Source organism: Roseibium salinum, from assembly GCF_026240905.1.
Lineage (GTDB): Bacteria > Pseudomonadota > Alphaproteobacteria > Rhizobiales > Stappiaceae > Roseibium > Roseibium salinum.
Window position 1 is genome coordinate 1,522,399 of sequence record NZ_JAPEVI010000003.1, and the last position, 21,223, is coordinate 1,543,621.

Here is a 21,223-nt window from a genome sequence, read left to right on the forward strand (position 1 = left end):
ATCCGATTCGTCGGGAAATCACGCTCTGCCGCCCGAGCCGTGGACGCCGTCTGCCCGTCCGGACCGGTCGCGGGACGCGCGGGAACCCGTCCTGGTCAATATTATTGGCATTTATGACAGAAAAGATGCCCTGAATATGCAAGATCGAGAAACCTCCGTTGCAATATCAGCACACAAATGCGCGAAGTCCGGCAGGCTCACGGCAATGTGAGATTTCTTTTGCATCCATTTTGGGCCACGATTATTAACCGGTAAGCAAGAACGTTTTCGTACCGTTACCTTCTGTGACTAAGCACTTTCGTGGCATTTGTCCGGCGCTGATGGGGGATCTGAATGAACAGACTTTTATTTGTTATGATTGCAGTGATTGTGGGTGCCTTCGCGCTCACCGCGCAGGCTGCACCGCGCTATGGCTTTTTCGACCACAGCACCAACACCTGGGTAACACCGAAGTACCACCCGGGCGGACCGTCGCCGGTCAAGCGCCAGCGTATCAGGTATGACGGCAACTACAAACCGGGCACGATCATCATCGATACGACCGAGCGCCGTCTCTATCACGTACTGCCGGGCGGCAAGGCCATGAAATATGGCGTCGGCGTCGGCAAAGAGGGATTCCAGTGGGCAGGCACTCACCGGATCACACGCAAGGCCGAGTGGCCGGGCTGGACCCCGCCGCCGCAAATGCGCGCCCGCGAACGCGCTCAGGGACGCATCCTGCCGGCTCATATGCCGGGCGGCCCGAACAACCCGCTTGGCGCCCGTGCGCTCTACATCGGCTCGACGCTTTATCGCATTCACGGCACCAATCAGCCATGGACGATCGGATCGGCCGTTTCCTCCGGGTGCATCCGCCTTGCCAACGAAGACGTGATCCATCTTTACGAGAACGTTTCGGTCGGCGCTACGGTTGTTGTCAAACGGTAAGCGCACATCGTCGGAAATCTGCCGCAAGCCGGGCCATTGTGCCCGGCTTTTCGTTTCCGGCTGCAGGGATCGGGCTACCGGCTCAGGCCTTTTTCCCCAAGCTCCTTCAGATATCCGCCCCAGTGCTTTTCCCTGTCCCGGCCAAGGTCCAGAAAGTAGGACCATGTGAAGATACCGGAATTGTGCATGTCGTCGAAATGGATCCGGACGGCGTAGTTGCCCACCGGTTCGATCTTCATGATCCCGACGTTACGCTTTCCCGGAACCGTTTGTTTTTGCGAGGGATTGTGCCCCTTCACTTCCGCCGACGGCGAGCAGACGCGCAGATATTCGGCCGACAATTCATGCCGTTCGCCGTTGTCGAACGCGATCGTGAGCGTCCTCTTGTCTTCAGAGACACGCAATTCCGTCGGCCAGTGGCCGGATTGTTCGCTCATGTGCGGATCCTTTTGGCTGAGCAATCAGCTGTCTGGCGCGGACGATAGCGGCACGGAGCCTTCCGTCAAGCCGCGTTTTGTCCCGCCCGTTTCACGGCCTCATAACCATCAAGCGCGGCCTGGCGTGCCTTCGCATGATCGACCATCGGCAAAGGATAGTTTCTGTCCAATTCGACGCCCGCCTGCTGCAACGCGTCCTGCGGTGCTTCGAACGGCGCAAACAGGTGCGCCGTGCCCAAGTCTCTCAATTCGGGCACCCAGCGGCGTATATAGTGACCCTCGGGGTCGAACTTCCGGCCCTGGGTGATCGGGCTGAATATGCGGAAATACGGCGCCGCGTCGGCGCCGGATCCGGCGACCCATTGCCAGTTGGCGGAATTGTTGGCGAGATCGGCATCGACAAGCGTGTCGCGGAACCAGGCCTCGCCGTGACGCCAGTGCAGGCGAAGGTGCTTGACCAGAAAACTCGCCGTGATCATACGCACCCTGTTGTGCATGTACCCGGTCTGCCAGAGTTCACGCATGCCGGCATCGACCATCGGATAGCCGGTCTGTCCCTGTTGCCAGCGGGCCAGGTCCTCCGTGCTTTCGCGCCAGGGATACGCATCGAAGGCCGGGCGCCAGTTGTCCTCAGGCAGTTTCGGGAAATCGTAAAGCAGATGCTGGGAGAATTCCCGCCAGGCAATTTCTGCGAGAAGTTTCGTGCCATCGTCCGCGAGCCTGACCTCTGCGGCCATGCGCTCACAGACTTCGTGCCAGACCTGCCGCGGCGAAATCTCGCCAAAATGCAGGTGGGGTGACAGCCGCGACACGTTCGCCAGATCCGGCCGGTCGCGCAACGAGGAATAGCCATCAAGGCCCTCATCGAGGAAAGTGTGCAACCGCTTGCGCGCGCCCTCCTCGCCCGGCTGCCATATACGTTCCCATCCGCCGGCCCAATTCGGCCGTTTCGGCAACAGCCCCAGATCATCCAGGACCTTGCCGTGGTCATAGGCTTGGATCTCCACGTTGCCGGGTGCGGGCAGCGGCGCTGCGACTTCCCGCTGACGAGCGGCCTTCCAGAACGGCGAATAGACCTTGTAGGGACCACCCGATCCGGTTTGCAGTTCCCAGGGCTCATGGAGCAAGGAGGCCTTGAAGCTCCTTGCATTAACCCCGCTCGACGTGAGCGCGCTCTTGATGTCACTATCGCGCTCTATGGCATGGGGTTCGTAGCAGCGGTTCCAGAAGACGGCTTTTGCCCCGATTTTCGCTGCAAGATGCGGGATCAGATGGCGTGCGCTGCCGCGAAGGAGAACCAGCCCCGGCACGGCAGCCTTGAGGGCGGCAAGGCTGTGGTGGAGCCACCATCGGCTGGCTCGCCCAAGCGGATGGGTCTCGCCGGACTGGGAAGGGTCCTCCAGTATGAAGACCGGGAGAACCGGCCCCTGCATCGCCGCTTGATGGAATGCGGGATTGTCGCCGGTACGCAGATCCTGGCGAAACCAGACAAGTGTCGTCATGTTGTCCCTTTATTGTCGCCACAGGGAAAATAGGTCAGGTTCGGCGATTTGATCAGGCTCCCGGGGTGCGCGCAATGACGCAGACAGCGCCGAAGCCGCGGGCATTGACAAAAATACACTGACAAGTTTACCTGGACGAGAGGCACCAGGCGATAATCCGACATAACCGGTCAGTCACCATTTGATATTGCCCATTCAGGCGCCATATGATCAGAATACCAAGAAAGCAAGGGAGAGTGGTTCGTGACAGACGGCAAGATTTTGGTGCCAGCAACGGCTGTATCCGACGCATCAGCTTCCCCTGCCCCGATGATCGACCCATTCGGACGCGCAGTCACCTATTTGCGTGTCTCCGTAACGGACCGCTGCGATTTCCGCTGTGTCTACTGCATGGCGGAGGACATGACCTTCTTGCCCAAACGCGAGATCCTGAGCCTGGAAGAGCTAGACCGGCTGTGCACCGCCTTTGTTGAAAAGGGCGTTCGAAAGCTGCGTCTGACGGGCGGGGAGCCGCTGGTGCGCAAGAACATCATGAGCCTGATCCGCAGCCTCGGACGGCACCTCGACAGCGGTGCTCTCGAAGAGTTGACACTGACCACCAACGGCTCGCAGCTCTCCCGCTTTGCCGGAGAGCTTTACGACTACGGTGTGCGGCGGATCAACGTCTCGATCGACACGCTCGACCCGCAGAAATTCAAGGCCGTCACCCGTTGGGGTGATCTTGGCAAGGTGATGGACGGCATCCGCGCCGCCACGGAAGCCGGCCTTCAGATCAAGATCAACATGGTCGCACTGAAAGATGTCAACGAGCACGAGATCGTCTCGATGCTGCGGTGGTGCCACGAGCATGGCTACGATCTGACGCTGATCGAGACCATGCCGCTCGGTGAAATCGACGGCGACCGCACGGACCAGTATCTGCCGCTTTCCACGGTGCGTAGCCGACTGGCGGAAGAGTTCACGCTCACGGATATTCCCTACAAGACGGGTGGTCCGGCGCGCTATGTCGAAGTTGAAGAGACAGGCGGGCGGCTCGGCCTCATCACGCCGCTGACCCATAACTTCTGCGAAAGCTGCAACCGGGTGCGCGTCACCTGCACCGGCCAACTCTACATGTGCCTTGGACAGAACGACATGGCCGACCTGCGCGCCCCGCTTCGCGCCTCGGAGGGCAACGACCTGCTCAACAGCGCCATCGATGAAGCCATCGGCCGCAAGCCGAAGGGCCACGATTTCGTCATCGACCGCAATACAAAGCAGCCTGCCGTGTCGCGGCATATGAGCGTAACGGGCGGCTGATCCGGCAGAAGCCTTGCGCCGAATGCACCGCCGGTCCGCGGCCGACCGCGGATCGATGGGCAAGCACCTGGCCCTCCTCAGGCAGACGAGCCCTACTCGGCCGGGACGGCCTCTTCGCTTCCCGAAACACGCCTGATCGAGAGAGCCGCCAGCAGGCTGAGGCTCATTCCCATGGCCATGATCAGGATCATGCCCCAGGGCGATCCTGCCAGAAAGCTGTCGGCGTACAGCCAGGCGACCGCCGTTCCCGCCAGCGCACCGGTTCCAACCTGAAGGGATGCCGTCAGGCCGGAGGCCGCCCCCGCCAAGTCGGGCCGGACACTGACCGCCCCGGCCAGGGCGCTTGGCAGGCAGATGCCGTTGCCGAGACCGAGCACGAACATCGGCAGGAAAAGGCCCAGGGGCGTGAGAAGCCCGAGTGAGGCAGAACCTGCAAGGAGCGAGACGGCGCAGACACCTGTCAGCGTTCCGGCCAGGATCATCGGGAACATGCCGATCCGTTCGGCGAATTTGCCGGAGAGGAAATTTCCGGCGATGTAGCCGAGGGCAACAAACATGAAAAAGAACCCCATCTCGGCAGCACTCAACGACAGCAGTTCCGCAGCGATGAACGGCGCTCCGCCGAGATAGGCGAAATAGGCGAGCGCGGAGAAAGCGGCCGTCAGCGCGTAGCTCCAGTATAGCGGCTGGCTGAACAGCGCCATGTAGGATCTCAGGACCTGCCTTGCGCCCACGGAACTGCGTTCAGTATGGGTTTCGGGCAGGTGGCGAATGCTCGCCCACAGGACACCGACACCGAAGATCAGCATGAGAACGAAGCCGCCCTGCCAGCCGTAGAACTGATCCAGAACGCCGCCCATGGCGGGTGCGATCGTCGGCATGACGGCCATTCCCATGGTGACGAAACCGATCATGCTTGCAGCCTGCGAGGGGCCATGAAGGTCCCTGACGATCGCACGTCCGATCACGACCCCGGTACAGCCGCCCGCCGCCTGGATGACACGCGCAGCAATCAGGGCTTCGATCGTCGGTGCCACCAGGCACAACAGGCTGCCGATCACGAACAGCGCCATTCCGACGATGATCACCGGCCGACGTCCAAACTGGTCCGATAACGGCCCCCAGAAGAGTTGAGAGACTGCTATGGCGACAAAGAAGGCGGACATGGAAAGCTGGATCTCGCCGGCGGTTGCCGAAAAGACAACCATCATCCCGGCCAGCGAAGGCAGGTAGATCTGCATGGCCAGCGGACTGATCGCGGAAATCGCGATCAGGACCGCAATGGACGGCTTTTTCTGGATGCCGGTGGATTGCGAGTGTCCGGCTGTCATGCCCTTGGGGGAACCTTTGGTTTATTTAAAAAACACCGGACACCGGTGTTGTTGTTCCAAAGGTACCTGCCCTGCGTGATCCGGCCGTGAAAAAGACAAAGCGCAGATATCTCAAGCTTTTCACGCATGACTTTCCAGCATGATTCCAGTTCCCTTGCGGCAATCTATAAGTCTGACTTAGAAGCCAAAAGTGTATGTTCGTTGCCTAACGGGATTCAGGAACGCTCAGTCGAAGACAATCTTCGGCGCAACCCGTTCGCTCGACGCTGCCGCTTTTTCAATGCCTGCGTAGACTTTTGCGGCGATGTCCTTGTAGACGCCGGCGATCGCCCCTTCCGGATCAGAAACCACGACCGGGGTGCCCGCGTCGGAGGTCTCACGGATCTTCATCGTCAGCGGGATCTCGCCAAGGAACGGCACGCCGAGACGTTCCGCCTCCGCACGCGCACCGCCATGCCCGAAGATGTCGTGCCGCCCGCCGCAGTCGGGGCACAGGAAGTAGCTCATGTTCTCGACGATCCCGAGCACCGGCACATCGACCCGCTTGAACATGTTGAGCCCCTTGCGCGCGTCGATAAGTGCCAGGTCCTGAGGCGTGGACACGATCACCGCCCCGGCGAGCGGCACCTGCTGTGCCATAGTCAACTGGGCGTCGCCGGTTCCCGGGGGCATGTCCACCACGAGGACATCGAGCTCGCCCCAGGCGACTTCGCGCAGCATCTGGGTCAGGGCCGAGATAACCATCGGGCCGCGCCAGATCATCGGGGTTTCCTCTTCGACCATGAAGCCCATCGACATCACCTTGACGCCGTAGCCTTCCAGCGGCTTCAGAACCCTGCCGGACAAAGGCTCCGGGCGGCCGGAGACGTTGAACAGGCGCGGCACCGAGGGACCGTAGATATCGGCATCCAGCACACCGACCTTAAGGCCGTGGGCAGCCAGGCCAAGCGCCAGGTTCGCGGTGGTGGTTGACTTGCCGACGCCGCCTTTGCCCGAAGCGACGGCGATGATGTGTTTGATGCCCGGCACACCGGGTTTTGCAGGCGCCGTTTCCTCCGCGGCGCGCTGAGGCTGCGGCTGGCGGGGGGCCGGTTTCGGGGCGGCCGCGCGTGCGGCGCCCGGCGTGCGTTCCGCCGTCAGGGCGACCATCGCGGTTTCGACGCCCTCGACCTGCCGCACCACCTTTTCCGCCGCCTGGCGCAAGGGTTCAAGCTCCTGTGCCCGTTCGGCGGGAACGGTAATGGAGAACGCCACACGGCCGTCGGACACAAAGACATCCGAAACCAGACCCAAGGAGACGATATCGCCTTCCAGGTCCGGCCCCTTGATCTGCTTGAGGCTTTCCATAACCGCGGATTTGATGGTGTCGTTCATAATGCTTCCCGTTGATTGCCGGCACCCGCTCAACGCGCCGGATTGGGTTCGCGCCCATGTTCCGGAATGTAAGAGGCACCGACCCTAAGACAATCTGTCAAAATGCTGCAGTGGCCGGCCGCAGTCTTAATCTGAACATGTTCAGACACAAGCCCACTATTTGACAGAAGACGGAACGGCCGAACCGCCGATATGCAGGTTAGGTGGAAAATCGCGCCCGGTATGTCAACCAGTTGCCGCCGGCCATGATGGAAGGCTCCGCCGCTACAGGCCCTTTGCACCGCATACCTCCGCCCCCGAGAAAGACGATTGTTCCCGTTTGCGGACAGGAACAATGTTTGGGTTGCACCGGGCCGCGCAAGATTTACTCTTGCAGGAATTGCCAATCAGTTCGCACGCTGGCGGACAATCACAGGACGTTTCATGCCGACCTGCCTCATCACCGCGGCGAATCGCGGGATTGGATTTGAACTTGCGCGCCAGGCCCTCGCGACGGGTTGGACGGTCTATGGTTCGGTGCGCTCTGAACGGGACGCGCGGGAGACAGCCGGCAAACTCGGTGAGGGCTACCGGCCATTGGTCTTCGACGTCACGGACCATCCGGCAGTGCGGCAAGCCGCGTCCGGGTTGACGGACGGCATCGACCTCCTGGTCAACAATGCAGGCGTGATCGGGCCTGCCCGCCAGATGCCACTCGACATGGATTTCGACGGCTTCGCGGAAACCCTGGCGGTGAACACGCTCGCACCGCTTGCCGTCTCGCAGGCTTTCCTGCCCCATCTGCGACGCGCCGGCTCCGGCAGGATCGTGACGGTTTCCAGCCAGATGTCCTGGATGGGCTACCGCAAGCCGGACACCCTCGCCTATCGAGCATCGAAAGCGGCGGTGAACAAGGTCATGCAGGGACTGGCAACCGCTCTGGAGCCCGAAGGCATTCCCGTTGTGCTGATTGATCCGGGCTGGGTGAAGACCGACATGGGCGGACCGGCTGCGGACAACTCGCCCATTGACGTTGCTGCAGGCATTCTGAAAATTGCCGAAAACCTGACGCTCGCCGACACCGGCAGGTTCTTCAAATGGACGGGCGAGGAACGCCCGTTTTAACCTCCTGCCCACCACCGAATGGAGCTGACCCCATGAGCTGGCCGCTTCCCGTCACGCTGACCGGCACTCACGCCACACTTGCCCCGCTCTCCCGGATGCATGCCGCAAACCTTGCCGAAGCGGCGGCCGAGGGCGACCTCTGGAAGCTCTGGTATACATCCGTCCCGAAGCCCGAGACGGTTCCGGCGGAAATCGACCGGCGTCTCGGATTGCAGGAGCAAGGCTCCATGCTTGCCTTTGCCGTGCTGACACCCAGTGGCAAGGCCGTCGGCATGACCACCTACATGAACATCGATGCGGCCAATAAACGCGTTGAAATCGGCTCGACCTGGTACCGCAAGGCCGTGCAGCGGACACTTGTGAACACCGAATGCAAGCGCATGCTCCTGGCCCACGCCTTCGAGGAGGTTGATTGCATTGCGGTAGAATTCCGCACCCACGTCATGAACCGCCAGAGCCGTGCCGCGATCGAGCGCCTCGGCGCCAAGCTGGATGGAATCCTGCGATCTCACCAACGCCTTGCCGACGGATCGCTCCGGGATACGGCGGTCTATTCGATTCTGCCGCACGAATGGCCAGCGGTCCGGGCGGGACTGGATTTCAAGCTCGCGGCCGACCGCTGAGCGCCTGTCCGCGCGGAGGTCAGCCTGCGCTCTTTTACACAGTTTTCCCGCTGCGCCAACACAGTGGGAAGGCACAGTTTTTCAAGGGTCAAAGCAACCTTCCCGTAACCCTGTTGGTTGTTCTTTCAATTTGACCTCAATTTTAAGCAATTGTGAGGATTTGGGGCGCACGCTGGTTTGATCGGCATAAGGATGGACCCGCTATGGAACTGTATCGCGCCTGCTATCGAAGCAAGATTGAATGGGGCAAACTCCGCCTGCCCCTGCCCGATGAAATTGACAATACGCTCCTGCGTATCCGCCGCATCAACCGCAAGGCGGGTGTCACCGGCGCGTTGCTGCTGGTCGACCAGCACGTCATCCAGGTTCTGGAAGGCCAGCCGGGTCAGGTTCTGGATTCCGTCTATTGCGTGATGAACGATCCGCGCCTCCATGCGATCGAGGGCATCATTCACGAACCGGCGGACTTCAGGCTGTTCCCGAATTCACTGATGTTCTTCCGCGACCTGACCGATGGCGTCGCCGCCTCGCAGCACCCGGTGCTGCGGCCGCTTCTGGACCATCCGGGCGAAGTGACCCGGGAAGAAGCTTATCTGGCATTCGGCCATTTCGCAGCCGAACTGCAAGAAGGTCGTCTGACGAACGACATGCTGATGATCTGACACGGGCCGACTTTCCTCCGGACCATCCGTCAGCATATTTGCCCATGACTGTGACTTCTTTGCCACAGTCACCCTGCCGGAGACGCAGATAGTGTGTGCGCCACTTTAAAGGGAGCGCACATGTCCGCCGGGCGGCCGCAGCCACTCCATCCATCCTCATCGAGGCGGTCGCGGGACTTGCGCTGCTAGGTGCCTTTGCGTTTTCCATCGGCGAGGCAACAAGATCCGCACAGACCCGCGACAGCGCCATCATCACGTTTGCGGTGACCGCCTCCGGCGTCAGCTTTTTCGGCGTATCCGGAGCGCTCTGGGGCCTTCTGGCGGGCGGCGCCTTCATGGCGCTCACGAGCGCGCGCGCTGCGACACAAGAATGAGTGCGCGTCCGACAGTGGATGCTTCAGGACGGAGAATCTCGGTTATGCGTCGGTTAAACCTTGCTCTGGTCCAACTGCCTCCCATAGTCTGTCTATAAACGAACCCATTGGAGTCGCGCGGCCGTGACAGGCGCATATCTGCTGAAACCGGATCCTCTTGCCCCAGGGCTTTCCACGTCGGTGACCGGTATCGATCAGAACGGGGAGACGGTCGAAACCAGGGTGGTGACCGAAAAACCGCTGACGCTCTACCTGAATTCGCAGGAAGTGGTCACGATGATGACCATCGGCGACCACCCGGACCTGCTGGCCGTCGGGTATCTGAAGAACCAGCACATGCTCGCGGACGACGACGTCATCACCGGTATCGACTATGATGACGACCTGGAAGTGGTGGTGGTCCGCACCGAGCGGGAGACCAACTTCGAGGAGAAGCTAAAGAAGAAGGTGCGCACATCCGGCTGCGCCCAGGGTACCGTCTTCGGCGATGTCATGGAGGGGTTCGAAACGATCGCCCTACCCAAGGACGGAAAACTCAAGACGTCGTGGCTCTATGAACTGACGAGGACGATCAATACGACGCCCTCGCTATATCTGGAGGCCGGCGCGATTCACGGTTGCGTGCTGTGCCAGGAAAACAGCGCGCTGGTCTACATGGAGGATGTCGGCCGGCACAATGCCGTCGACAAGATCGCCGGCTGGATGGTGCTGAACAATATTCCGGCGCACGACAAGATCTTCTATACGACCGGCCGCCTCACCTCGGAAATGGTCATCAAGACGGTGATGATGGGAATTCCCATTCTCGTATCCCGCTCCGGCTTTACTGCGTGGGGCGTTGAGCTTGCCCGCCAGGCCGGTCTGACGCTGATCGGCCGTGCGCGCGGCAAGCGCTTCATCGCCCTGGCCGGAGAAGAGCGGATCGAGTTCGACACCGAGCCGGGTCAGGTGGACGACGAACCTGAAAAGGCGAAACGCAAAGGGAGTGTGCCGGCGGCATGAGTGCGACGCGCGCAAGTTTGACCGAAGACCGTATGCTGGGCTGTGTCCTGGCGGGAGGTCAGTCGAGGCGGATGGGAGGCGGCGACAAGAGCCTTCTGGACCTGGGCGGCACGACCATGCTGGCCATGGTCGTCGACCGGCTGAAGCACCAGGTTGCGGACATCGTCCTGAATGCCAATGGCGACCCGCAGCGGTTTGCCCGGTTCGGACTGCCCGTCGTTGCCGATCCGGTGGGCGACTATGCCGGTCCCCTTGCCGGTGTTCTGGCGGGACTGACTTATGCCGCGGAAAACCGGCCGGATATCACGCATGTCGTGTCGGTTGCCGGAGACACGCCGTTTTTCCCGGTCGGCCTGGTCAAGCGCATGTGCGCCTCGGTGCCCTTGAGTGAACCGGTCATCGCCCTCGCCTCGTCTTCCGCCAAGCTGCATCCGGTTTTCGCCCTCTGGCCGGTTTCCTTGCGCCAGGATCTCCATGACTGGCTGAACACCGGGCAAAGCGGCAAGGTGCTTGCCTTTGTCGACCGTCACGACAGTGTGGAGGTCTCCTTCGATATCGATCCGGAGACCGGGCTGGACCCGTTTTTCAATGCCAACAAACCAGAAGACCTGACGACGGTCCGAGAAGCACTGAGCCACAGCACCACATGATCGATACACCCGTCTTTGCCATTACCGGCTGGAAGAATTCCGGCAAGACCCAGCTCGTGACCCGTCTGGTCAGCGAATTCACCTCACGCGGTTTCAAGGTCTCGACTGTGAAGCACGCCCACCACAATTTCGATATCGACAAACCCGGCGCGGACAGTTACCGCCACAGGCTCGCCGGCGCGAACGAAGTCGCACTGGTTTCGGGGCGCCGTTGGGCCCTGATGCATGAACTCAGAGGCGAGGAAGAACCGCCCCTGGAGGCCATTCTCGGCCGTCTTGCGCCCTGCGACCTGATTCTGATCGAGGGATACAAGCGCGAGAACCATCCAAAGATCGAAACCCGGCGCGAGGAGACGAGCGACCGCGGTTCCCTCGCCGCGTCAGATCCGAATATTCTGGCCGTTGCGGCGGATCACAGCTTGCCGGAGGAGACACTGCCGGTCTTCGATCTGAACGACGTCGCGGCGATGGCGGATTTCATTCAGGCCCACCTGGACCTGAAGGGACCGGGCTCATGACCGACAAGACACTTCTTGACGACTGCTTTCTGCATGACAAGGACAGGCTGCGCCACGACGAGGCGCTGGCGATCCTGAAAGACCGCCTGTCACCCGTCGCAAGCCGGGAAACAGTCTCCCTGGCAGACGCGCTGGAACGCATTCTCGCGGAAGACATCACGGCACCGCGCAACGTTCCGCTGGCGGACAATTCGGCGGTCGACGGCTACGCTTTCCGCCACGCCGACTTTGAGACGACCGGCGGCTTTTTCCGACTGCAGCAACGGATCGCGGCGGGTCATGCAACGGATATCGCACTCGCTCCCTGGGCCGCGGCACGGATCTTCACCGGCGCCGTCATGCCACCCGGCGCCGACACCGTGGCCATGCAGGAAGACTGCGAAACCCACCAGCAGGACGGCCATGACTTCGTCATTGTGCCGCAGGGTCTCAAGATAGGCGCCAACTGCCGGAAGGCCGGTGAAGATGTCGCCGAAGGTGCGGCCGTGTTGAGTGCGGGACATTGCCTGCGTCCGCAAGACCTGGCCGCGATCGCCTCAACCGGACGGGCCAGAATCGACGTGTACCGCAAGCTGAAGGTGGGGCTGGTTTCCACGGGGGACGAACTTCGCCGTCCCGGTGACCTCATGAACCTCGGCGATGTCTATGATTCCAACCACTTTCTGCTGCGCGGATTATGCGCGGCTCTTCCCGTTGAAATCGAAGACTTCGGCATCCTGAAGGACGATGCGGCCCTGGTCGAGGTGACCTTGAAGGACGCGGCAAGCCGTTGCGATGTCGTGCTGACGACCGGCGGAGCCAGCCGCGGCGATGAGGATCACATCCTCAAGGCACTGGACACGCTCGGCAAGCGCCACATGTGGCAACTGGCGATCAAACCCGGTCGCCCGATGATGTTCGGCAATATCGGCGCCTCCGCGTTTCTGGGGCTTCCGGGCAACCCTGTCGCGGCTATGGTCTGTTTTCTGCTTTACGTACGCCCGGTGATCAGTCTTCTGGCTGGAAGCGGCTTTTGCGAACCGCAGGGCTTCGAGGTACCGGCGGCCTTCGACGTCCCGACGAAAAAGCCGGACCGCCGCGAATTTTACCGCGGGTATCTTGGAACGGACGAAACCGGCGCGACCGTCGTTCACAAATTCATGCGCGACGGGTCCGGCCTGATCACGGGACTGCGGGAGGCCGACGGGCTGATTGAAATCCCGGAAGAGGTGACGGCAATCAGAAGAGGCGAACCGGTGCGCTTCCTGCCCTTTTCCGGTTTCGGTATCCGATAGCCCGGAGAATCCCCCGGGCTATCGTTCCTCAGTCTCAATAGGCGTATGGCCAGCCGGCGGCTACAAAGCGATATCCCTCGCCTTCCTTGACCACGCGCCCCATGCCCGGGAACGGGACATGCGCGCCTGCAAACAGAACCTTGTCGGTTGCAGCCTGGTCGAGGAATTTCCTGCGCGTTTCGGCCGCCTTCTGGGCATCAATGTCGAAACCGATGCCCCACTCCGGCTTTTCGAACTGGTAAACCGCCATGTGAACGATGTCGCCGGAAATGATCAGCGTTTCTCCGTTGCTGTCCAGCACATAACCACTGTGACCCGGCGTGTGGCCGGGCAATGCCATGGTATGGATGCCGGGAACGATTTCCTTGTCGCCCGAATGGAGCGTTTGACTGCCTTTATATGCCTCGGCTGCCCTGCGGGCGCCGGCGAAGAAGGGCTTGAACTGTTCGGGCGCGGCATTCATCGCGGCATCATCGTACCAGAAGGCGTGATCGACCTCCGGCAGGATCAGTTCGGCGTTGGCAAAAACCCGCTTGCCCTCACCGTCAACGACACCGAACAGATGGTCCGGATGCATATGGGTGATCAGGAGCGCATCGACCTGGTCGGCCGAAACCCCTGCAGCCGCCAGTGCGGACGGCAGGCGGCCCATTGTCGGGCCAAGGGCATCCGAGGTGCCGGCATCCACCAGGATCAATCGGTCTCCCGTGTTGACGAGATAGGCGTTGACCGGGATCCGCAATGCCTCGCCCTCGATCAGGGCTTCCTCGCGCATGCGCTTGCCTTCGGCTTCGTCATAACCGACGACCAGGTCCGGGGTCACATCGAGATAGCCGTCCAGAAGCGCGGTGACTTCGAAGTCGCCGACCTTGTAGCGTAGCGCCCCGGCCATGGGAGCACCGGCTTTCGGTGCGGCCGCGTGTGCAGATGGGGCAAGAAAGGTGATGCCCCCGGCCGCAGCAAGAGCCCCTGCTCCTCCAGCAGCTCCCAGCAGGGACCTTCTGGAAAGCGAAATATTGGAATTGGTCATGAATAGCCTCCGGGCTCGACCTGAAAACAATGAAACCTCAAGGCCCGGCCGGAGTGACCGACCGGGGCTGCTCTAAAAGTGATTCATTCGAATTGATTTTGAAGCCGTCCTAATCTTATAAAACTCATAAGCAGGGATTATGAATGCCCATTCCCACCGATTCACGTCCCACCCGGAGTGGCCGATGGATAAACTCAGTGCGCTTACCGGTTTTGTTGAGTCGGTAAATCTTGGCAGCTTCTCGGCAGCCGCGAAGCAACTCGGGATTTCCCAACCCGCCGTCAGCCAGCAGGTGCGAAGCCTGGAGAATGAACTCGGGACGCGGCTTTTCAACCGCACGACGCGCCAGCTTCGTCTCACCGAGGCCGGCGAGCGCTATTACACCTATGCGCGCGACGTTCTGGAGCGCCTCGCGGAAGCCGACAGGGCGATTCAAAGCGAGGAAGCCCAAATGTGCGGGCCTCTCAAGATCGGCCTGCCCCTCGGCTTTGCGGAAACCGTGCTGTCCAGGTTTCTGATCCGTTTCAAACAGGAACATCCCGGCATCCTGCTGGACGTTTCCATGTCCGATCTCTTCGTGGACGTGATTCAGGAACGGCTCGACGTTGCGATCCGGATGGGCGAAATCAACGACGACCGCCTGATCGTCCGCAAACTCGGCCACGCTCAGCGCTGCCTGATCGCCTCACCGGACTACCTGAACAGACGCGGTCGGCCACGGCATCCCGGCGACCTGGCCGATCATGACTACCTGCTCTACAAGCATATCTCGACCGGAGACCATGTCCCCCTGATCAACGCGCAGGGCGAAAGTCTTTCGGTCAAGATAAAGCCCGCGATGATCGTCAACAATTCATCGACCCTGCGCCAGGCGGCGCTCGCAGGCCTTGGCATCAGTCTGGCGAACCGATGGCTGGTCGCCCCTCACCTGACATCGGGCGAACTGGAACTGGTGCTGCCGGAGTGGCAGTACCCGCTCCACCCCGTACACGCGGTGTATCCGTCCAATCGGTTCATTCCGTTGAAAGTCCGACGCTTCGTCGACGCCCTGCACGGTTTCTTCGAGGAAGAAGGCGCGTTCTATATCGATCTTCCGGAAGCGGCGGAGTGACCCGGCTGCGTTGGAGTAAGCTGGATCACCCTGCTTTCCACGGAATGCAGGCGGAACCGGACGGCGATCAGATCTCGTCCACTTCCACGATCCAGGTTTCCTTCAGCGCTTCCGCCTCCCAGACCCGCCATGCGGGTGTTGAGGTCAGCGTGTCCGAATAGCGGCGGACGATGCGATCCTCGGACAGGTGATAGGTCGCGAAGCGGCTGACGACCGGTGCAAACATGGCATCGGCTATGGTGAAGTCACCGAACAGGAAAGGCCCGCCGGACGCTTCCAGGCACTCGGTCCAGATCCGGACAATCCGGGCGACATCTGCCCTGACGGCATCGCCAACGGCAAGCTTCTCGATCGGCCGGCGCATGTTCATCGGGCAGGCGCCGCGCAGTGCCGAAAAACCGGAATGCATTTCGGCTGAAATGCACCTTGCTCTTGCGCGCGCGGCACGATCCCGAGGCCACAGGTTTTTGTCGGGATAAACCTCGGCCGCATATTCCAGGATCGCCAGACTGTCCCAGACCGTCAGATCTCCGTCTGTCAGCACCGGAACCTTCATGCTCGGCGAAAAGGCGGCGAATTCCGGGTTGCCGTTCTCGAAATCGAACGGCACCAGGTGTTCCGTGAACGGAATATCCTTGTGCTTGAGGGCGATCCAGGGCCGGAAAGACCAGGACGAATAGTTCTTGTTGCCGATATAAAGCTCGAAAGCCGCCATCACGATCTCCTGTTGCCACCGTCTCCAATTGCCTGCTGCCCGGAAAGGAAAGTTCCGCGACGCTACAGCTTCTTATGGCGACAGAGCGCAATCATCAAATTCAATAAGTTCATGGAATAGATCAGGAACCCTTATCGTTGGCCGGCAACGTTCTCAACCCGTTTCCGTCGCACTTAAGGCTCCGAACGAAGAATGGGATTCTTGATCCCGTTGCCCGTCAAACGGATCTGGCGCCACCTTCGCCAAGACGGTCCAGAAGTGTGCCGCCCCTGCACTGTCGGAGAGCCCATTTCCACTTCCTGCGAGGACAAGGCCCCGCACTTTCATTGAAGCATTACGTTCCGGAATGCTCGTCAAAATAGAAAACGAGCAGACAACACTGTGTTTTTTTCGGTGCCATGCTTGAAATTTGAACTGAAGTGTATGGAATAGGGCCATCGGGCAAAAGGCGGGAGGAACCCGCATGCGCCGCGAAGAAAAATGTGAGGGGAACTCAATATGCGTGGTTTGCGTATGGCTGCGGCCGCTGTTGCAGTAATGGCTGCTCTTGGCGGCGCGGAGGCGAAAGAATGGACCAAAGTGCGGATCGGCACCGAAGGCGCTTATCCTCCTTTCAATTCCCTGACCGCTGACGGTCAGCTGGTTGGTTTCGACATCGACATCGCCAATGCACTTTGTGAAGAGATGAAGGTCGAGTGCGACTTCGTCACTCAAGACTGGGACGGGATGATCCCGGCTCTGCAGGCCGGCAAGTTCGACGCGGTGATCGCTTCCATGTCGATCACGGAGGAGCGCAAGCAGAAGGTCGATTTCACCAACAAGTATTACAACACCCCGCCGGCCATCGCCGTGCCGAAGGACTCCAAGCTGGCCGGTACTTCCGATAAGGACCTGGAGGGTGTCACTCTGGGCGCGCAGTCGTCCACCACGCATTCGAACTACGCTGAAGAGAAGCTGCCCTCGGCCGACCTGAAGCTCTATCCGACACCGGATGAGTACAAGCTGGACGTGGCCAGCGGCCGTATTGATGCCGTCATCGATGACGTCGTGGTGCTGTCGGACTGGCTGGCGTCGGAAGACGGCGCTTGCTGCAAGCTGCTCGGTACCCTTACTCCGGACCCGGTCATCAACGGTGAAGGCGCGGGTATTGCCATCCGCAAGGACGACACTGACCTGAAAGAGAAGTTCAACGAGGCGATCGACGCCATTCTGGCGAACGGAAAGTACAAGGAAATCAACGACAAGTACTTCACGTTCGACGTTTATGGCGGCTGATCTGACCGCCGGCTGACCGGATGACGAGCGCGGCACCTCCTGTGTGCCGCGCTTTGCATTGGGGAAGACCCAGTTCACGGCCGTAGGGGCGGCCGAAACACAAACGACAAGCAAGAAAGAAGCGCCGGCTTATGAATGAAGCTCTGACGCTGCTATCCTTCGGCGACCTGGGCTGGGGCGATGAGATCGCGCTCGGCGTTTTGGTGACGATCTCGCTGGCAATCGCCACTCTGCCTTTCGGACTGGTGCTCGGTTTTGTGATTGCACTGGGAAAGAACTCGTCCGAACCAAGCCTGAAACTCGCCGCCAATATCTACACGACAATCTTTCGCGGCCTGCCTGAACTGCTGACACTGTTCCTGGTCTATTTCGGCGTGCAGATCGCAATCCAGAAGGGGATGACGTTCATTGGCATCGACGCCTATGTCGAGGTCAACTCCTTTGCGGCGGGCATGGTCGCCCTTGCACTGGTGTTCTCCTCCTACGCATCCGAGGCCTTTCTCTCAGCTTTCCGCGGCATTCCCTACGGCCAGTTCGAAGGCGGATTTGCACTCGGTCTCTCACGCTACCAGACCATGTCGCTCGTGATCCTGCCGCAGTTGATTCGTCTCGCCCTCCCCGCACTCGGAAATCTTTGGCTGATCCTCTTGAAAGAGACGTCCCTGGTTTCGGTGATCGGGCTTGCCGATTTGGTACGACAAGCCGGCATTGCTGCCAGGGTAACCAAAGAACCCTTCCTGTTTTTCGGCGTTGCCTGCCTGATCTATCTGGTGTTGGCGATGATTTCGTCCGCAGGTCTCGTCCGCATTGAACGCTGGTCCAAACAGGGAGATGCCGCGCGATGATTGCCGCAAGTCCCGAAACAAGCATGAAGCGCCCGCCCACGCCGCCGCGCATGTGGAACAACGCCCGCATTCTGGGTCACGTTCTGATGGCGCTCTGGATCGTTTCCGGAGTGTTTCTGGTCTATTATCTCGGCACCAACATCGCGAGCCCGTTCGTTCAAAAGTATTGGCCGACCTATGTCAGCGGCTTCATCGTCACGCTGCAGATCGTCGGGCTCTCACTTTTGATCGGCGCACTGATCAGTGTGCCGATCGCAATTGCGCGCAGCTCCAAATGGAAGATATTGTCGGCTCCGGCCTATGCTTACGTCTATTTCTTCCGTGGAACCCCGCTCCTGGCACAAACCTTCCTGATCTACTATGGCGCCGGGTCGTTCGGGGAAGAACTCGAAGCGATCGGCCTGTGGGCGTTTTTCCGGGAAGCCTGGTATTGCGTGATATTCGCTTTCTCGCTGAATACAGCCGCCTATCAGGCAGAAATCCTGCGGGGAGCTGTGCTCAACGTGCCGAAGGGGCAATGGGAAGGAGCTGAGGCGCTCGGCCTCTCCAGGCCGGTTATTTTCTTCAGGATCATCCTTCCGCAGGCACTGATGGTTGCACTCCGGCCATATGGCAATGAGATCATCTTGATGATCAAGGGATCCGCCATCGTGTCCATTGTCACGATATACGATCTGATGGGCGAAACCCGGCGGGCCTATTCCCGCTCCTACGATTTCCAGGCCTATATCTGGGCCGCGGTCCTGTATCTTGTGGTCGTGGAAACGCTGCGCCGTGTCTGGGACCGCATCGAAATGCGTCTGACCCGCCATCTGATACGCTGAGCCGTCACTGCTTCCTTAACATTCCTCCCCGCCGCCAAGCCTAAACGGATGATGTGCCATGCCGAACACGCCCAACGATCACCGCCTCCACCTGGACAGTCTTCTTGCCCATGGCGGCGGAGGTCACGACCCGGAAACCGGCGCCGTCGTTCCGCCAATCCAGACGGCGACGACCTTCGTGCGCGACGAGGCCTATGAGCTCATCAAGCCGGGTCATATCTACAGCCGCGACAACAACGAGCTCTTTTCCAGGACCGAAAAGCTGATCGCCGCATTGGAGGGTGGTGCCGACAGCCGGCTTTTCGCCTCCGGCATGGCCGCCATTGCCGCAGTTGCCCGGCTGGTCAGACCGGGCGGGACACTCCTGGCGCAATCCGGCATCTACTGGGGCACGACGCTGTTTTTGCGCAAACACTGCGCACGCAACAAGGTCGCGCTGGTGGAAGCGGACGCCAGTGATCTGCAGGCCTTTCACGATGAGATATCCGTGACGAAGCCGGATCTCGTCTGGCTCGAAGTGCCGAGCAACCCGTTTTTGAAGGTCGCCGACATCGCAAATATTTCCGCGCATTGCAGGCAGGCGGGCGCCCTGCTCTGCGTCGACGCGACGGCTGCAACGCCCCTGATCCTGAAGCCTCTGTCCCTGGGGGCGGATCTGGTGATGCATTCGGCCACCAAGGCTCTCAACGGGCATTCGGACCTTCTCGGCGGTGTCGTCACGGCCAATGACGCTGCCAGCGAAGCCTGGGCCTTCCTGACAGAGGAGCGCAAAATGGCGGGAGCTGTCCTCGGCTCGTTCGAGGCGTGGCTGCTGCTGCGCGGTCTCAGAACGCTGGCCTTGCGCGTGGAACGCATGAACGAGAATGCGATGGCGCTTGCACGGCACCTGGAGAAACACCCGGAAATCGAGGCCGTGCTCTATCCGGGACTTGCCAGCCATCCGCAGCATGAGTTGGCCAAGAGCCAGATGACCGGGGGCTTCGGCTCGGTTTTGTCGGTGCTTTTCAAAGGTGGCAAGGACGCGGCCCTCAAGTCTGTAGGAGCCCTTGACCTCTTCCAACGGGCCACTTCCCTCGGCGGCACGGAAAGTCTTGTCGAGCATCGCCAGACGATCGAGGGCCCCGACTCAGGCATCCCGGACAATCTGCTCAGGCTTTCCGTCGGCATCGAGCATATCGACGATCTGATTGCGGATCTCGACCAGGCACTCTGATCTGCCGGTCGTCAGGCGTCGGCCTGCTCGGCCCTCAGGGCGCGCAACCAAGACATAAAGGCTTTCAGGGGCGGGCGTTTGACGCCCGGCCGCGTCACCAGGTGATACCCGGTTCCAGGCGACACGCCGTCCTCGAAAAGGACCCTCATGTTGCCGGCTTCGATGTCCGGCTCGATGAACACTTTCGCGGTTGCCGATATGCCGTCGCCTCGGCGCAGCCCCTCCAGAACCATGTAGCCGGGCAAGTGGATCGTGCTCAGTTTCCCTGTCGGAAACACTCCCTGCTGTTCCATCCAGATCGTCAGTTCATTGGTGCCGTATTCCTGGAGCCAGGGAAACTCCAGAAGATCTTCCGGTTTCTCGATGACGCGGTCTCCGATCAGGCAGCTCGCCCCGACAACGGCGAAGTTTGTGGGAACCAGGAGCTCCGATTCCAGACCCGGCCAGTTCCCTTTGCCGAATCGAACTGCGAGATCGACGCCGCCCGGCTTCAGCTCGACAACTTCCGCAGTCGGGTTGAGCATCAGCTCGATATCCGGATGTTTGTGCCGGAAGTCGCTGATGCGCGGCATCAGCCAGCTGATGGCAAAGGAGGGTGTCGTGGTAATATTCAGCGGGCGGGCCGTGTCTTCCTGCAAAAGCCCGTCAATCGTTTCACGGATCTTCTCAAACCCGTCACTTACCCCCTCGAAGAGCTGCTCACCTTCCGGTGTGAGCGCTATCCCTCGCCCCTCCCGCACGACCAATTGAAGCCCGAGGAATTTCTCCAGGCTCCTGACCTGCTGGCTGACCGCCGCATGAGTGACATTCAGCTCACGCCCGGCCGCGGACAGGCTTTTCGTTTCCGCCACGGCAGAAAACGTCTTCAAACTCGTCAGGGATGGAATAGAGCGCCAATCCATATGTAACTTCACCTTACAGTTTGAAAATCTTCCTGACTGGCATTTTGCCCGACTATCGGCCACATTCCCTTCAGACACACCAGCAAGGGATGTAAGGCCATGTTTGATATTTACGCACGTAGCTTCCTGGAAGCAACCCGCTCTTCCGTTAACTCCCGGACTGAACCGCGCACGCAGCGCCATCAGGATGCCGGAAGCGCGAAGCGCGAACGGCATTCGCGCCTGTGGTTG

General features: G+C 60.5%; 21 protein-coding genes and 1 pseudogene. 15 read left to right on the forward strand and 7 right to left on the reverse strand.

From position 1 onward, the window contains the following. The first annotated feature begins 333 nt into the window (after positions 1–333). Positions 334–927: a L,D-transpeptidase gene (locus ON753_RS11555; RefSeq protein WP_265962667.1), complete on the forward strand. Its 594-nt coding sequence runs from the start codon at positions 334–336 to the stop codon at positions 925–927. Between the two features lie 74 nt (positions 928–1,001). Here ON753_RS11555 and ON753_RS11560 read toward each other — a convergent pair whose 3' ends face one another. Both ON753_RS11560 and ON753_RS11565 read right to left on the reverse strand, forming a co-directional pair. Next, positions 1,002–1,364 (reverse strand): gamma-butyrobetaine hydroxylase family protein, encoded by a 363-nt coding sequence (locus ON753_RS11560; RefSeq protein WP_265962668.1) that lies wholly within the window; start codon positions 1,362–1,364, stop codon positions 1,002–1,004. A 65-nt stretch (positions 1,365–1,429) separates the two neighbouring features. Continuing rightward, positions 1,430–2,866 carry a cryptochrome/photolyase family protein gene (locus tag ON753_RS11565; protein ID WP_265962669.1) on the reverse strand — a complete coding sequence of 479 codons (1,437 nt, stop codon included), beginning with the start codon at positions 2,864–2,866 and terminating at the stop codon, positions 1,430–1,432. Between the two features lie 309 nt (positions 2,867–3,175). Here ON753_RS11565 and moaA point away from each other — a divergent pair, with 309 nt between their 5' ends. Next, positions 3,176–4,165, forward strand: coding sequence for a GTP 3',8-cyclase MoaA (moaA, locus tag ON753_RS11570; RefSeq protein ID WP_265967133.1), 990 nt, complete (start codon positions 3,176–3,178; stop codon positions 4,163–4,165). Positions 4,166–4,257: 92 nt separating this feature from the next. Here moaA and ON753_RS11575 read toward each other — a convergent pair whose 3' ends face one another. Beyond that, a complete protein-coding gene (locus tag ON753_RS11575) occupies positions 4,258–5,496 on the reverse strand; it encodes a multidrug effflux MFS transporter (protein WP_265962670.1) in 1,239 nt (412 codons plus the stop codon). 225 nt (positions 5,497–5,721) lie between these two features. Then, the gene (locus tag ON753_RS11580; RefSeq protein ID WP_265962671.1) at positions 5,722–6,870 is read right to left on the reverse strand and encodes an Mrp/NBP35 family ATP-binding protein; all 1,149 of its coding nucleotides are present in this window, start codon (positions 6,868–6,870) and stop codon (positions 5,722–5,724) included. Positions 6,871–7,293: 423 nt separating this feature from the next. On the opposite strand from ON753_RS11580, the gene ON753_RS11585 reads away from it, so the two are divergent. The 8 genes and pseudogenes from ON753_RS11585 to ON753_RS11620 all read left to right on the forward strand — a co-directional run bounded on the left by ON753_RS11585 (position 7,294) and on the right by ON753_RS11620 (position 13,077). Next, positions 7,294–7,974, forward strand: coding sequence for an SDR family oxidoreductase (locus ON753_RS11585; protein ID WP_265962672.1), 681 nt, complete (start codon positions 7,294–7,296; stop codon positions 7,972–7,974). Between the two features lie 32 nt (positions 7,975–8,006). Then, the gene (locus tag ON753_RS11590; RefSeq protein ID WP_265962673.1) at positions 8,007–8,597 is read left to right on the forward strand and encodes a GNAT family N-acetyltransferase; all 591 of its coding nucleotides are present in this window, start codon (positions 8,007–8,009) and stop codon (positions 8,595–8,597) included. 203 nt (positions 8,598–8,800) lie between these two features. Then, the gene (locus tag ON753_RS11595) at positions 8,801–9,259 is read left to right on the forward strand and encodes a BLUF domain-containing protein (RefSeq protein ID WP_265962674.1); all 459 of its coding nucleotides are present in this window, start codon (positions 8,801–8,803) and stop codon (positions 9,257–9,259) included. A 122-nt stretch (positions 9,260–9,381) separates the two neighbouring features. After that, positions 9,382–9,633, forward strand: a pseudogene (locus ON753_RS11600) (benzoate/H(+) symporter BenE family transporter); the annotation flags it as partial. A gap of 123 nt (positions 9,634–9,756) precedes the next feature. Further along, positions 9,757–10,635 (forward strand): formate dehydrogenase accessory sulfurtransferase FdhD, encoded by an 879-nt coding sequence (gene fdhD, locus ON753_RS11605; RefSeq protein WP_265962675.1) that lies wholly within the window; start codon positions 9,757–9,759, stop codon positions 10,633–10,635. Then, complete coding sequence (gene mobA / locus ON753_RS11610; RefSeq protein ID WP_377046980.1) at positions 10,632–11,285, forward strand: molybdenum cofactor guanylyltransferase MobA; 654 nt, start codon at positions 10,632–10,634, stop codon at positions 11,283–11,285. The genes fdhD and mobA overlap by 4 nt, the downstream gene beginning before the upstream one ends. Continuing rightward, on the forward strand, positions 11,282–11,803 hold the full coding sequence (gene mobB / locus ON753_RS11615) for a molybdopterin-guanine dinucleotide biosynthesis protein B (protein ID WP_265962676.1): 522 nt from the start codon (positions 11,282–11,284) through the stop codon (positions 11,801–11,803). The genes mobA and mobB overlap by 4 nt, the downstream gene beginning before the upstream one ends. Further along, positions 11,800–13,077: a molybdopterin molybdotransferase MoeA gene (locus ON753_RS11620; protein WP_265962678.1), complete on the forward strand. Its 1,278-nt coding sequence runs from the start codon at positions 11,800–11,802 to the stop codon at positions 13,075–13,077. Before mobB ends, ON753_RS11620 begins: the two co-directional genes overlap by 4 nt. Before the next feature lie 34 nt (positions 13,078–13,111). On the opposite strand, the gene ON753_RS11625 is transcribed toward ON753_RS11620, so the two are convergent. Continuing rightward, positions 13,112–14,107, reverse strand: a complete 996-nt coding sequence (locus ON753_RS11625; RefSeq protein WP_265962679.1) for an MBL fold metallo-hydrolase — start codon at positions 14,105–14,107, stop codon at positions 13,112–13,114. A 184-nt stretch (positions 14,108–14,291) separates the two neighbouring features. On the opposite strand from ON753_RS11625, the gene ON753_RS11630 reads away from it, so the two are divergent. Then, a complete protein-coding gene (locus tag ON753_RS11630) occupies positions 14,292–15,218 on the forward strand; it encodes a LysR family transcriptional regulator (RefSeq protein WP_265962681.1) in 927 nt (308 codons plus the stop codon). Between the two features lie 67 nt (positions 15,219–15,285). On the opposite strand, the gene ON753_RS11635 is transcribed toward ON753_RS11630, so the two are convergent. Further along, on the reverse strand, positions 15,286–15,933 hold the full coding sequence (locus ON753_RS11635; RefSeq protein WP_265962682.1) for a glutathione S-transferase family protein: 648 nt from the start codon (positions 15,931–15,933) through the stop codon (positions 15,286–15,288). Between the two features lie 498 nt (positions 15,934–16,431). Between ON753_RS11635 and ON753_RS11640 the strand changes: the two genes are divergently transcribed. The 4 genes from ON753_RS11640 (at position 16,432) to ON753_RS11655 (ending at position 20,090) form a co-directional block, all read left to right on the forward strand. Further along, complete coding sequence (locus tag ON753_RS11640; protein WP_265962683.1) at positions 16,432–17,208, forward strand: ABC transporter substrate-binding protein; 777 nt, start codon at positions 16,432–16,434, stop codon at positions 17,206–17,208. Between the two features lie 131 nt (positions 17,209–17,339). Next, positions 17,340–18,053 (forward strand): ABC transporter permease, encoded by a 714-nt coding sequence (locus tag ON753_RS11645; RefSeq protein WP_265962684.1) that lies wholly within the window; start codon positions 17,340–17,342, stop codon positions 18,051–18,053. Continuing rightward, positions 18,050–18,877, forward strand: coding sequence for an ABC transporter permease (locus ON753_RS11650; RefSeq protein WP_265962685.1), 828 nt, complete (start codon positions 18,050–18,052; stop codon positions 18,875–18,877). Before ON753_RS11645 ends, ON753_RS11650 begins: the two co-directional genes overlap by 4 nt. Positions 18,878–18,935: 58 nt before the next feature. Next, complete coding sequence (locus ON753_RS11655) at positions 18,936–20,090, forward strand: trans-sulfuration enzyme family protein (RefSeq protein WP_265962686.1); 1,155 nt, start codon at positions 18,936–18,938, stop codon at positions 20,088–20,090. Between the two features lie 11 nt (positions 20,091–20,101). Here ON753_RS11655 and ON753_RS11660 read toward each other — a convergent pair whose 3' ends face one another. Next, on the reverse strand, positions 20,102–21,208 hold the full coding sequence (locus tag ON753_RS11660) for a LysR substrate-binding domain-containing protein (RefSeq protein WP_265962687.1): 1,107 nt from the start codon (positions 21,206–21,208) through the stop codon (positions 20,102–20,104). Positions 21,209–21,223: the final 15 nt, after the last annotated feature.